This window comes from Acidovorax sp. sif0632 (genome assembly GCF_019218805.1).
In the GTDB taxonomy this organism is placed as follows: domain Bacteria; phylum Pseudomonadota; class Gammaproteobacteria; order Burkholderiales; family Burkholderiaceae_C; genus Acidovorax; species Acidovorax facilis.
This window is the reverse complement of the sequence record NZ_JAHUWW010000005.1, coordinates 266511-279165: the sequence shown is the minus strand read 5'-3', so window position 1 is coordinate 279165 and position 12655 is coordinate 266511. Positions and strand designations below refer to the sequence as shown.

Here is a 12655-nt window from a genome sequence, read left to right as displayed (position 1 = left end):
CAGACAATGCCAACTCTTTGGCGCTTTTGAGCGGGGCACACCATGGCAACCATTTCTTCGATTGGCAGTTCCGGCCTGCAGGCCGCGCAGTTGCGGCTGGATGCCTCGGCCAACAACGTGGCCAACATGAACACCCCCAACTACCGCCGCCAGGTGGTGGCGCAGGAAGAGGCCGCCGACAGCGCTGGCGTGCGCGCCACCGTGCAGCGCCAGCAAGAGGCCGAGGGCGTGGCGCTGGAGAAGGAGGCGGTCGAGCAGATGTCGGCCACCTACGCCTTCAAAGCCAATCTGCAGACCATCAAGGCACAAGACGAAATGATGGGTTCGCTGCTGGACGTAAAGGCCTGAGTCGTTTCTCCCGCGCTCCCCACAATGCCCCGCCAGCCGGGGCATTGTTGTTTTCAGCGCCAGCGCTGGAGTGGCCTCGGGCGACCTCAGCTGGCTACAGCCAGCCCGGCCAGCCGGTGAACGAGCCAGCGTTGAAAGGCCAAGCCGGTAGCGGTGCGGCTGCGCAAGGGAATGCTGTACATGGGGGCTCCTTCGTACGGGTGGTTCAGACGTTGGTTCAAACGGCCTGCAAGGCGGCTGGGCTGGGTGCCTGTGTGGCGTCGTCAGCGCCGCGCCGCGCAGCCCGGTCCCACGCCTTTTCATGGAAGAAGAACGCGACCGCCTGCACCGTGGGCTCCAGCAGGCTCAGCGTGAGCGAGGCCCACAGGTTGCCCGTGACGGCATAGGCCACCAGGGCGGCCACGCAGATGTGGATCACGTAGTAGCTGCCAGTTTTCATCAGCATGGTTTTGTTCTGGCGGGCAGCGCGGCGGATGTGGGACATGGCGGACTCCTTTTCACTTCTTCATCAGGGCCTGCGGTGGTGTGCAGGGATGTTGAAATGGTAGTAATTCTCAATAGCGTTGGCTAATTGATCATCACTAAGCCGGAGATAGCCACTATCAAGCGGCCATGCATCCCGGTCGGGCGGCGCCATGCCAACCAAACTGATTCAGCGCGTGAACCAGTTCACCGATGGGGCTCAAAAAAAGCCGCTCCGCGCCATGCCCCCGTTGCTATGATGGCCGCTCTTTTCAACCCCCCTTTTGCTTTGGGAGCACACATGGCCCTCATGGACTTCATCAAGAAACAGTTCATTGACATCATTCAATGGACCGAAGAGGGGGACGGCACGCTGGCCTGGCGCTTCCCCATGGCGGGCATGGAAATCCAGAACGGCGGCACGCTGGTGGTGCGCGAGTCGCAGATGGCCATCTTCGTGAACGAAGGCCAGGTGGCCGACGTGTTTGGCCCCGGCACCTACAAGCTCACCACGCAGACGCTGCCGGTGCTCACGTACCTGAAGAACTGGGACAAGCTCTTCGAGTCCCCCTTCAAGAGCGATGTGTACTTCTTCAGCACACGCCAGCAGATCGACCAGAAGTGGGGTACGCCCCAGCCCATCACGATCCGCGACAAGGACTTTGGCGCCGTGCGCCTGCGCGCGTTCGGCAACTACGCCTTCCGCATTGCCGACCCCAAGGCGTTCCACACCGAAATCTCGGGCACGCGCGAGTCGTATCCCGTGGCCGACCTGGAAGGCCAGCTGCGCGGCCTGGTGCTGCAGAACATCAGCAACGCCATTGCGGGAAGCGGCCTGCCGTTCCTCGACCTGGCGGCCAACCAGGTGATGTTTGCGGAGGCGATGGTCAAGGAACTGGCGCCCATCTTTGCCAAGCTGGGCATCTTGATCGAATCTCTCACGGTGCAGAACGTCTCGCTGCCCGAAGAGCTGCAAAAGATCCTCGACCAGAAGATCGGCATGGGCATGGTGGGCAACGACATGGCCAAATTCATGCAGTACCAGACGGCGCAGGCCATCCCCAAGTTCGCCGAAGCCAGTGGCGGTGGTGGCGGCATTGCGGGCGATGCGATGGGCCTCGGCGCGGGCGTGGCGCTGGGCCAGGTGCTGGCGCAAAACCTGCAGCAGGGCCTGCAGACCCCGGTGGCTCCCGCTGCTGCTGCGGCAGCGCAGGCCGCTGCGACCCCGGTGGGTGTCAAGCCCGAAGAGGTCATGGCAACGCTGGAAAAGCTGGGCGAACTCAAGTCCAAGGGCATCCTCACGCAGGAAGAGTTCGACGCCAAGAAGGCTGAGCTGCTCAAGAAGCTGGTCTGAACCCGGTTGCTATCATAAATATAGCTGTTTGCGCTGGAGGGATAAGCGCTAGAGGCCAAAAAGGCCTCAAAGCCGTGTAGCGCGGCGCAGGCAGCAGCCCCACGATGGCCACCGACCCCACACAGCGTTACTACCGCGCGCCCTGCCCGGGCTGCGGCGCGCCGGTTGAATTCCGCAGCGCGCAGTCCACGCACGCCGTCTGCGGCTACTGCCAGAGCACCGTCGTGCGCAGCGGCGACGTGCTCACGCGCCTGGGCAAGATGGCCGAGCTGTTCGACGACCACAGCCCCCTGCAGCTCATGGCCAGCGGGCGCATCCAGCTCGACGGCAAGGATGTGCCCTTCACCCTGGTGGGTCGCCTGCAATACAAAGGCGATGCAGGGGTCTGGACCGAATGGGCCGCCTTCCTGAACGACGGCACCCTGGCCACGCTGGGCGAGGACAACGGTGCCTACGTCTTCACGCGCCCCATCGACCCCGGCCGCGAAATGCCAGCGCCCGAGCGCTTTCGCATCGGCACCACCACCGCCATCAACGGCAAGCCCTACAGCGTGGCCTACACCGGCCAGGCATCGCTGATCTCTGCCCAGGGCGAACTGCCCAAGCTGCCCCCGCTGGGCCAGCCCTTCGGCATGGTCGAGCTGCGCAGCGCCGACGGTGAAGTGGTCAGCATCGACTACGGCCACACCCCGCCCAACGTGGAGCGCGGCAAGTCGGTACTGCTGGAAGACCTGCAGCTCCAGGGCCTCAAGGACGAATCCGCCAAGGACGAAAAAGGCCGCCAGTTCAACTGCCCGCACTGCGGCGCGCCCGTGCAGGTGAAGCTGGCGGGCACCAAAAGCATCACCTGCGGTTCCTGCGCCAGCATCATCAGCCTCGATAGCGGCGTGGGCGGCGAACTGCGCTCGGCCGAGCAGGACGAGCCCGTGCAGCCCCTCATTCCGCTGGGCAGCAAGGGCCAGCTGCAGGGTGTGCACTGGCAGGTGGTGGGTTTTCAGCACCGCATGGGCGTGGAGCCGGGCGACGACGAGCACTTTGGCTGGAGCGAATACCTGCTCTACAACCAAAAGCGCGGGTTTGCCTTCCTGGTTGATTCCGAAGAAGGCTGGAGCATGGTGCGCCCCACCACCGGCGCGCCGCAGCTCTCCTCCAACGGTCGCACCGCCACCTACATGGGCACCAAATACGAGCTCAAGTACACCTACGAGGCTGAAACCACCTACGTGCTGGGCGAGTTCTACTGGCAGGTCACGCGGGGCCAGAAAACCAGCAACCGCGACTTTGCGAGCGCCAAGGGCCTGCTGTCGCTGGAGCAGACGCCGAACGAAGTCACCTGGTCCGCCGGTGACAAGCTGGCCAGCGACACCGTGGCCAAGGCCTTCAAGCTCGAAGACAAGGCCGATGTACTGCAGCGCGACGACCCCGGCCCCTTCACCGCCAAGTCGGGCCTGGGCTGCGGCACCATCATCCTGATTGCGATCATCATCATCATCCTGCTGATCATCCTGAGCAATTGTTCGGGGTCATCGGGCAGCGGCTACCGCAGCTCGGGCGGCTCGTTCGGCGGATACTCGTCCGGCGGAAGCCACAAGTAGGCGGGCGCTCCAAGGCGCCTGCCTGCAGACAGATCCATGAGCCCCGTCTTCACCACCCCACCACCACCCACACACCACCGTTTCAAGGAGTTCACACCATGATGGGAATCGAATGGCTCCGGCCCGCAGCCTTCCTCGGGTCCATGCTGTACGCGCTGATTGGCGTGGTCATTTTCTGGCTGTGTTTTGTCATCGTGGACAAGATCACGCCCTACGACCTGTGGCGCGAGATCGTCGAGAAACAAAACAAGGCCCTAGCCATGGTGGTGGCGGCGATGTGCCTGGGGATCAGCATCATCGTGGCGGCGGCCATTCACTGACGCACCTTGCCTGAAACGGCGCGCGCCCCTGCGGCGCGCCGGTACCTGCCTTGCAATCCGACCTGACTTCTCCTGCCTCGCCGTCCGAGGCCCTGGGCGCCACAGCCGGCCCCCGCCCCATCGAAATCGCCCTGCTCATCAGCGTGTTCGTGGTGGCCGCCTGCGGCCTGCTGTACGAGCTGGCTGCGGGCGCGCTGGCGTCGTATGTGCTGGGCGATTCGGTGCTGCAGTTTTCCACCATCATCGGCACCTACCTGTTTGCCATGGGCGTGGGCTCGTGGCTGTCGCGGTACTTCGAGCGGCAACTGCCCGCGCACTTCTTGCGCATCGAATTGCTGGTGGCGCTGATTGGCGGAGCCTTGCCTGCCACGCTGTTCCTGGCCAATGCGTACACGCCCGGCGCTTTCCGGTTTCTGCTGTACGGCATGGTGTTGATGGTGGGCACGCTGGTGGGGCTGGAGATCCCCCTGGTGATGCGCATCTTGAAGCGCAACGTGGCGCTCAAGGACCTGGTCTCGCAGGTGCTCACGTTTGACTACCTGGGCGCGCTGGCGGTGTCGATGGCGTTTCCGCTGCTCTTGGTGCCGCACCTCGGGCTCATCCGCACGGGGCTGCTGTTTGGGGTGATGAATGCGGCCGTGGCGCTGTGGGCGGTGTGGCTGTTTCGGCACGAGTTGCGGCGCCTGAAGGCGCACCTGGCAGCCTGCGTGATGGTGCTGGGCATCTTGCTGGCCGCGCTGGCGGGGGCCGAGCAGATCACCAGCGTGGCCGAAGACAAGTTCTACCAGGACCGCATCGTCTTCAGCACTGCGTCGCCCTACCAGCGCATCGTGGTCACGCAGGGGCGCGCGGGCCACCGGCTGTACCTCAATGGCAACCTGCAGTTTGCGCAGGCCGACGAGTACCGCTATCACGAGGCCCTGGTGCACCCCGCCATGGCCGCCCACGGCGCGCCCAAGAAGGTGGCGGTGCTGGGCGGCGGCGACGGCATGGCCGTGCGCGAGATCCTCAAGTACCCCTCGGTCGAATCCGTGACGCTGGTGGAGCTGGACCCGGCCATGACGAAGATCTTCAGCGAGAACCCACGCCTTGCGCAGCTCAACGGCCACGCGCTGCAGAACCCCAAGGTGAAGATCGTCAACACCGATGCATTTGGCTGGCTGCAGGATGGGTCGGACACCTTTGATGTCATCGTGGTGGACTTTCCCGACCCTACCAATTTCTCCATCGGCAAGCTCTACACCAACAGCTTTTACGCGCTGCTGGACAAGCGCCTGGCCGCCAGCGGCTACGCGGTGGTGCAGACCACCTCCCCGCTGGTGGCCCGCAAAAGCTACTGGACGGTGGCGCAGACCATCGAATCCATCGGCCTGCAGACGGCGCCCTACCACGCGCATGTGCCCAGCTTTGGCGAATGGGGTTTCATCATCGCCAGCCGCAGGCCCTGGCGCCTGCCCGAGGCACTGCCAGCCGATTTGCGGTTCTTGGGTGCCGACACGCTGCCGCTGTTGTTCGACTTTCCGCTCGACATGGCGCGCGTGCCGGCCGAGGTGAACCGGCTGTCGAACCAGGCGCTGGTGCACACGTACGAACGCGAGTGGGGAAAGCACTAGATGGGACACCCCCCTGAGCCGCTTCGCGTCTTCCCCCCAGGGGGACGTACCCGGTGGCCTGGCAGAGCCAGTTCCACGGGTGCGCTGGCATCGGAGCGTGCCGGTTGCGAGCGCTGCGCCCTTCAACGCTGAATCAGAGTCAGCCTCCCATGCAACGCCGCCACTTCCTTGCCACCGCTGCAGCCTCGGCCGCCACGGGCATGCTGCTGCCGGGTTGCGACCGTGCACCACGCGCGCTGGAAGGCGGCTTCACCGGCATCGACATGGCGCGCGGCCACCAGCTGCGCGACCTGCTCAAGACCGGCACCTTGCCCGCCCCCAGCGTAGTCCGCCGTGCGCAGGTCATCATCGCGGGCGGTGGCGTGGCGGGGCTCGCTGCGGCGCGGTCGCTGCGGCTGGCGGGGGTGGAGGACTTTGCGCTGCTGGAGCTGGAAGACGGTGCAGGCGGCAACAGCCGGGGCGGGGCCGTGAGCGGCATTGCCTGCCCGCTGGGCGCGCACTACCTGCCCGTGCCCGGCGACGATGCGCGCGAGGTGCAGGATCTGCTGGAAGAGCTGGGCCTGCGCCGCCGCGTGGCTGGCCGCTGGCAGTACGACGAACGCCACCTGTGCCACAGCCCGCAGGAGCGCCTGTTTTTTGACGGCGAGTGGCAAGAAGGCCTGCTGCCCGTGCACGGTGTGGGCGAAGCCACGCTGGCCCAATACCGCCGCTTTGCACAGGCGGTGGAGCGAGAGGCGAAGGCCGCGCGGTTTGCCATGCCTGCGCTCAAGCTGTTGGGGCCAAAAAAGCCTCTAGCGCCCGCCCATCAAGCGCTGGATGCCATGACTTTCAGTGCTTGGCTGGCGCAAGAGGGCCTGGATGACGAGCACCTGCTCTGGTACCTGAACTACTGCTGCCGCGACGACTACGGCGCGGGCGTGGCGCGCGTGTCGGCCTGGGCGGGCATCCACTACTTTGCCAGCCGCCACGGTTTTCACGCGCCGGGCGAGGCGGTGGATGAGGCGCGCGAAAGCGTGCTCACCTGGCCTGAAGGCAACGGCTGGATCACCCAGCGTCTGGCCGAGCCGCTTGCCAACACTGTGAATGGGGGCGGCCAGCTGCGCACTGCCACCAGCGTGCTGCGCATTACCGAAACCCGCCACGGCGTGGAGGTGGACGCCTTCAACCATGCCACCGACAGCGTGGAGCGGTGGCAGGCGCCGCGCTGCGTCGTGGCGCTGCCCGTGTTCGTGGCGGCGCGGGTGGTGCACAACCCGCCCGCTTTTTTGACCGGCGCTGCGCAGCGCCTGCAGTCGGCCCCCTGGCTGGTGGCCAACATCCACATCGACAGCCCGCTCACCGACCGCCCCGGCGCTGCCCCCGCGTGGGACAACGTGCTCTACGCCGACCCCACCGCCGGCGGCCTGGGCTACGTGAACGCCGGGCACCAGCGGCTGGACACAGGGGCCGCGCTGGCCGGGCCCACCGTGCTCACCTACTACCAGGCGCTGGGCGATGTGCAGGGCGGCCGCCAGCAGCTGGCCACCCAGCCCTGGCAACCATGGGCTGAGGCCGCGCTGGCCACCCTGGCGGTGCCCCACCCCGACCTGCGCCAGCGCGCCACACGCGTGGACATCACCCGCTACGGCCACGCCATGGCCATCCCGGTACCTGGCATGCAGGGCTTTTTAAGCCAAATTGGCCTCCAGCGCTTATCAGGTAAGCGCAAACAGCTATCAAATGGTGAGCAATCGCCCTGGATTCCCACCCCCACCACGGCGCGGCTCGCGTTTGCGCACAGCGACTGGTCGGGCTATTCGGTGTTTGAAGAGGCCTTCACGCGCGGGCACGGTGCCGGGCTGGTGGCGGCAGGCTGAACCCCGATGGCGGGCCCCGAAGTGCACATCGACGTGGCGCGGCAGCAGCTCCACCTGATGCTGGACGGGGCCACTCTGCGCACCTACCCGGTATCCACCGCCCTGAACGGCGTGGGCGAACACAACGGCAGCGGCTGCACTCCCCGCGGTCTGCACCGCGTGCGCGCCAAGGTGGGCGCGGGCTGTGCGCCTGGCACGGTCTTTGTGGGGCGGCGCGCCACAGGCGAGATCTATTCGCCCGCGCTGGCCGCTGAGCACCCGGGGCGCGACTGGATCCTGAGCCGCATCCTGTGGCTGACGGGCTGCGAACCTGGCGTGAACCGGGGCGGAGCGGTGGACACGCTGCGCCGCTACATCTACATCCACGGCTGCCCGGACGACTGCCCCATGGGCGTGCCGCGGTCACACGGCTGCGTGCGCATGACCAACGCGGATGTGATCGACCTGTTTGACCGGGTGGTAGCGGGCACGCGGGTGTGTATCCACAGCACCCAGACCCCCGGGCTCATGGAGGGCGCAGCACCATGACGGACAAGGCCCACCCCGGCAGCCCGCCGCCTTCGCTCGACCGGCGCTTTCTCGTGTTCCTGGGCCCCTTGGTGCTCACCAACATCCTGCAGGCGCTCACCGGCACGGTGAACCACATCTACGTGGGGCGGCTGCTGGGTGCGGGCTCGCTGGCGGCGGTGGCCTCGTTCATGCCGCTGTTCCTGCTGCTCAGTGCCTTCATCTTTGGGCTGGGCAATGGGTCGTCCATCCTGGTGGGCCAGGCCTTTGGCGCGCGCAACCACGCGCGGCTGCATGCCGTGGCGGGCACCACGCTGTGCGCCGGGGTGCTGCTGGGCCTGGTGCTGGCCGCCCTGGGGCTGTTGGCCGTGCGGCCTCTGATGCTGCTGCTGGGCACGCCGGCCGACGTGCTGCCCCAGGCGGTGGCCTATGCGCGGGGGATGATGGTGCTGTTCCCCGTGCTGTTCACCTCCATGCTCACGGCGGCGCTGCTGCGTGGCACGGGCGACACCGTCACGCCGCTGCGCGCGCTGGTGGTGTCGCTGTCGGTCACGCTGGTGTGCGCGCCGCTGTTCATCCGGGGCGTGCCTGCCCTCGGGCTGCCTGCGCTGGGCATCCTGGGTGGCGTGGCCGCGCTGCTGCTGGCCACGCTGTGCTCGCTGGGCTACACGGCCTGGCACCTGCGGCGCCGCGCGCATGTGCTGGCCCCCACGCGGGCGCTGGCCGCGCATCTGCGGCTGGACGCTGCCTTGCTGCGCACCCTGGTGCGGCTGGGCGTGCCCACGGGCCTGTTCTTCATTACCGGCTCGCTGGCCGACCTGGGCCTGCTCAGCCTGGTCAACGCGCATGGCTCGGCAGCCACGGCGGCGTGGGGGGCCGCCAGCCAGGTGATGTCGTATGTGCTGTTCCCGGCGATGGCCGTGGCCATTGCGTCGTCGGTGTTTGCGGCGCAGGCCATTGGTGCGGGCCACGGGCAGCAACTGGCGGCCGTCACGCGCACCGGCATGCGCATGAACCTGCTCCTCACCGGCGGCCTGGCCTTGCTGATGTTTGGCGCAGCGCCCTGGGTGGTGGGCCTGTTTGTGGCCGACGCCCGCGTGATCGACATCGCCGCACGCGTGCTGCCCATCACGGTGTGCAGCGCGGTGTTTTTCGGATGGGCCAGCGTGTATTCCGGCGTGATGCGTGCCAGTGGCACGGTGCTGGCACCCACGCTCATTTCACTGGGGTGCCTGGCCTGCCTCATCGTGCCGCTGGGCTGGCTGCTGGGGCGCCAGTTTGGGCTGGTGGCCACCTGGGTGGCCTACCCCGCCACGTACCTGTGCGCCCTGGTGCTGCAGGGGCTGTATTTCCACGGGGTATGGCGGCGCCAGGCATTGCAGCGGCTGGTGTGATGCGCCAGCAATTTGCACCAAAAATGGCCCTGTCGCTTATCCATCAAGCGCAAACGCTATGAAAATCATAGCGTTTGCGCGCAGCCCTCGCCTGCGTTTCAGCCGCGCCGCATGTCCAGCCACAGACCCGCACACAGCGCCACGCCCACCGCAAACAGCATCCAGGTCCGCGAAACCGCGTAGGGGTAGAACATGAGCGCCACGCCCCACCAGCGGGTGCGTGGCTGCTGCGCTCTTTTGCCGTGCCAGAAAGCCGCCATGCCGATCAGGCCAAACACGATGGCGCCAGCGATGTAGGCGGGGCTGGGCAGTTCCAGTCCGAGGGATTGCAATGCAGAAAGGGTGTCCATAGGGAATAGGGGCTGTCCAGCGTTGTGGGTGGGGAATGGTGGGGGAGCGCAAGGCGGGTGTGACTCTCGACCCTGGCAAAAGGTCCGTGTCCATCGGCTGCATGCCAGGGCATATCCTGGTGCCTGCCTTTCATGGTGGCGTCACAAGGGCGCGGCATCGTGCGGGTTTTGGCTTTATTCCCCATGAACATGTCCCGACTCTCCTTCATCGCCGCCAGTGCAGCCCTGCTGTGCGCCGCCTCTTCTGCAGCCCTGGCCCAGCAGGCCTACCCCGCCACGCTGACCGGCCACGCGGTGCTGCCCGCCCTGACGACGATTGCCGCGCCCAAGGATGCGCCACACGACCTGCAGGTGGCGGGCAAGTTCACCACACCCCGCCGGGTGGACGCCGTGGGCAGCGTGATGGGCCAGTCGGGCGGCCGCGACACCGGCGTATCGCTGCCGTTCCAGGGCCAGCCCATCCAGGGCCACTCGGGCATCAAGCGCATGGCCGATGGATCGTTCTGGATCCTGACTGACAACGGTGCCGGTTCCAAGGCCAACTCGCCCGACTTCATGCTGCACCTGAGCCACTACACCGTGGACTTCAAAAGCGGCCAGTTCAATCGCCTCAAGACCATCTTCCTGCACGACCCGGACAAGAAGATCCCGTTTCGCATCACGCACGAAGGCACCAGCAGCCGCTACCTGACCGGCGCCGACTTCGACCCCGAAAGCTTCCAGTTCGCCGGTGGCGCGCTGTGGATTGGCGATGAATTCGGCCCTTTCCTCATCAAGGCCGACCTGAATGGCAAGGTGCTCGGCGTTTTCGAGACCCAGGTGGACGGCAAGACCGTGCGATCGCCCGATGCGCCCGGCGTGCTGATGCCCGGCGCCCCCGACGCCAAGCCCACTGCGTTTGTGGTCAAGCGCTCCAAGGGCTACGAAGGCATGGCCGCCAGCAAGGATGGCAGCAAGCTCTACGCGCTGCTGGAAGGCGCGCTGTGGAACGACGATGCCAAGGCGTATGAAAACGTGGGCGGCAAGCAGTACCTGCGCGTGCTGGAGTTCGACGTGAAGACCGAGCAATGGACCGGCCGCCACTGGAAGTACGTGCTGGAGGCCAACCACCACGCGATTGGCGACTTCAACATGATCGACGCCAGCATGGGCCTCATCATCGAGCGCGACAACGGCGAAGGCACGGCCGACAAGGCCTGCCCCGAAGGCCAGAAGCGCGCGGATTGCTTCCACGATCTCGCCAAGTTCAAGCGCGTCTACAAGGTGGAGATGAGCGACGCCAACGTGGGCGGAGAGATCCGCAAGATCGGCTACATCGACCTCATGAACATCCAGGACCCCAAGCGCCTGGCCAGGAAGCCGCTGAACAACGGCGTGTTGACTTTCCCGTTCTTCACCATCGAGAACGTGGACATCGTGGACGGCACGCACATCGTGGTGGGCAACGACAACAACCTGCCCTTCAGCAGCAGCCGCGATCCGAACAAGGCGGATGACAACGAGCTTGTGCTGCTGGAAGTCGGCGAACTCTTGCGCGCGAAGTAACCCGGCACGAGCGCGCGGTGGGGGCCGGGTGGCAAAATTCCCGGTTCCCGTTCCAACGTACCCGGAAGCCGCGCCACCATGTTCACAGGCATCGTCCAAGCCACGGCAGGCATTGCCGCCATCCACGACCGCGCAGGGTTGCGCACCTTCACGCTCGATTTTCCCGAAGGCTTCTGCCAGGACCTGGCCATTGGCGCCAGCGTGGCCACCGACGGCGTGTGCCTTACCGTCACCGAGATCCTGTCGCCCACGCGGGCCAACTTCGACGTGATGCTGCAGAGCCTGAACATCACCACGCTGGGCAGCTACGGCCAGGGCGACCGCGTGAACGTGGAGCGCGCGGCCAAGGACGGTGCCGAGATTGGCGGCCATCCGCTGTCGGGCCATGTGGACTTCACCGGCACACTCATCGAGCGGCGCGAGTTCGACAACAACCTGGTGTGGCGCGTGGCCGTGCCCGAGGCGTTTCGCCGCTACATCTTTGCCAAGGGCTACATCGCCATCCACGGGGCCAGCCTCACGGTGGCCGAGGTGAACCGGCAGGAGGGCTGGTTCGAGATCTGGATGATTCCCGAAACGCGCCGCGCCACGGTGTTTGAAGCCAAGAAGGTAGGAGACCGCCTGAACATCGAGATCGAGCGCAGCACCCAGGTCGTGGTGGACACCGTCCGCGAGGCCGTGCAGGAAAGCCTGGGCCGTCTGCAGCCCGTGCTGGAGGCGCTGCTGAAAGAAAAGGGCTTGTCGCTGGACGACTTTGTACAGGCGCCCGTGCTGCCGCACTGATTGAACCAAGCTCACTCATGTCCGTGGTGGTGCGCCCGCTGGCGCTGAGCGATCTGGCCGACCTGCTGGCCGTGCAGCTGGCCTGCTATGGCGAGGGGTTTGTGGAAAGTGGCGAGGTGTTTGCCCGCCGCCTCGCCAGCCCCGCCAATTGCTCGGTGGTGCTGGAGCGCGGCGGCACGGTGTGCGCCTACCTGGCGGCCTACCGCAGCGTGCGCGGCAAGGTCACCCCGCTGCACGGCCACTTTGAAGCCGCTGCCCCCGCCGATACGCTGTACCTGCACGACATGGCCGTGCTGCCTGCCCATGCGGGGCAAGGCCTGGCCCACGCTTTGCTGCAGCCCCTGTGGGCGCAGGCCCGTGCAGAAGGGCTGCGGCACAGCGCGCTGGTCTCGGTGCAGGGCTCGCAGACCTACTGGCAGCGGCAGGGCTATGCGCTGCACCCCTTGCAGGACGCCGCCCAGCAGGCCCGCCTGGCCAGCTACGGCGAAGGCGCTGTGTACATGGCGCGCACGCTGTAGGCTTGGCGTC

The 12655-nt window shown here is 66.3% G+C and carries 13 protein-coding genes; 11 read left to right on the top strand and 2 right to left on the bottom strand.

Features of this window, described 5'->3' with window-relative positions; all coding sequences use genetic code 11:
• Nucleotides 1-42 precede the first annotated feature (42 nt).
• Nucleotides 43-348, top strand: coding sequence for a flagellar basal body protein (locus KW832_RS17410; RefSeq protein ID WP_055398029.1), 306 nt, complete (start codon nt 43-45; stop codon nt 346-348).
• Nucleotides 349-565: 217 nt separating this feature from the next.
• Here the strand turns inward: KW832_RS17410 and KW832_RS17405 are convergent, their stop codons facing one another.
• Nucleotides 566-832, bottom strand: a complete 267-nt coding sequence (locus tag KW832_RS17405) for a DUF2061 domain-containing protein (protein ID WP_055398031.1) — start codon at nt 830-832, stop codon at nt 566-568.
• Between the two features lie 279 nt (nt 833-1111).
• On the opposite strand from KW832_RS17405, the gene KW832_RS17400 reads away from it, so the two are divergent.
• From KW832_RS17400 to KW832_RS17370, 7 genes are all read left to right on the top strand, one after another.
• Nucleotides 1112-2164 (top strand): SPFH domain-containing protein, encoded by a 1053-nt coding sequence (locus tag KW832_RS17400; protein WP_055398033.1) that lies wholly within the window; start codon nt 1112-1114, stop codon nt 2162-2164.
• Nucleotides 2165-2268: 104 nt separating this feature from the next.
• The gene (locus tag KW832_RS17395) at nt 2269-3759 is read left to right on the top strand and encodes a DUF4178 domain-containing protein (protein WP_055398036.1); all 1491 of its coding nucleotides are present in this window, start codon (nt 2269-2271) and stop codon (nt 3757-3759) included.
• 98 nt (nt 3760-3857) lie between these two features.
• Nucleotides 3858-4079 carry a DUF350 domain-containing protein gene (locus KW832_RS17390; RefSeq protein ID WP_055398038.1) on the top strand — a complete coding sequence of 74 codons (222 nt, stop codon included), beginning with the start codon at nt 3858-3860 and terminating at the stop codon, nt 4077-4079.
• 50 nt (nt 4080-4129) lie between these two features.
• Entirely contained in the window at nt 4130-5692 is a 1563-nt protein-coding gene (locus KW832_RS17385) for a polyamine aminopropyltransferase (RefSeq protein WP_218300787.1), read from the top strand.
• Between the two features lie 149 nt (nt 5693-5841).
• Nucleotides 5842-7548, top strand: a complete 1707-nt coding sequence (locus KW832_RS17380) for an NAD(P)-binding protein (RefSeq protein WP_218300788.1) — start codon at nt 5842-5844, stop codon at nt 7546-7548.
• 6 nt (nt 7549-7554) lie between these two features.
• On the top strand, nt 7555-8076 hold the full coding sequence (locus KW832_RS17375; RefSeq protein ID WP_218300789.1) for a L,D-transpeptidase: 522 nt from the start codon (nt 7555-7557) through the stop codon (nt 8074-8076).
• Nucleotides 8073-9449, top strand: coding sequence for an MATE family efflux transporter (locus KW832_RS17370; RefSeq protein WP_218300790.1), 1377 nt, complete (start codon nt 8073-8075; stop codon nt 9447-9449). The genes KW832_RS17375 and KW832_RS17370 overlap by 4 nt, the downstream gene beginning before the upstream one ends.
• A gap of 98 nt (nt 9450-9547) precedes the next feature.
• Here KW832_RS17370 and KW832_RS17365 read toward each other — a convergent pair whose 3' ends face one another.
• A complete protein-coding gene (locus KW832_RS17365; protein WP_121421666.1) occupies nt 9548-9799 on the bottom strand; it encodes a hypothetical protein in 252 nt (83 codons plus the stop codon).
• Between the two features lie 189 nt (nt 9800-9988).
• Here KW832_RS17365 and KW832_RS17360 point away from each other — a divergent pair, with 189 nt between their 5' ends.
• The 3 genes from KW832_RS17360 to KW832_RS17350 all read left to right on the top strand — a co-directional run bounded on the left by KW832_RS17360 (nt 9989) and on the right by KW832_RS17350 (nt 12645).
• Nucleotides 9989-11344: an esterase-like activity of phytase family protein gene (locus KW832_RS17360; RefSeq protein WP_218300791.1), complete on the top strand. Its 1356-nt coding sequence runs from the start codon at nt 9989-9991 to the stop codon at nt 11342-11344.
• A 78-nt stretch (nt 11345-11422) separates the two neighbouring features.
• Nucleotides 11423-12127, top strand: coding sequence for a riboflavin synthase subunit alpha (locus KW832_RS17355; RefSeq protein WP_218300792.1), 705 nt, complete (start codon nt 11423-11425; stop codon nt 12125-12127).
• 17 nt (nt 12128-12144) lie between these two features.
• Complete coding sequence (locus tag KW832_RS17350) at nt 12145-12645, top strand: GNAT family N-acetyltransferase (RefSeq protein ID WP_218300793.1); 501 nt, start codon at nt 12145-12147, stop codon at nt 12643-12645.
• Nucleotides 12646-12655: the final 10 nt, after the last annotated feature.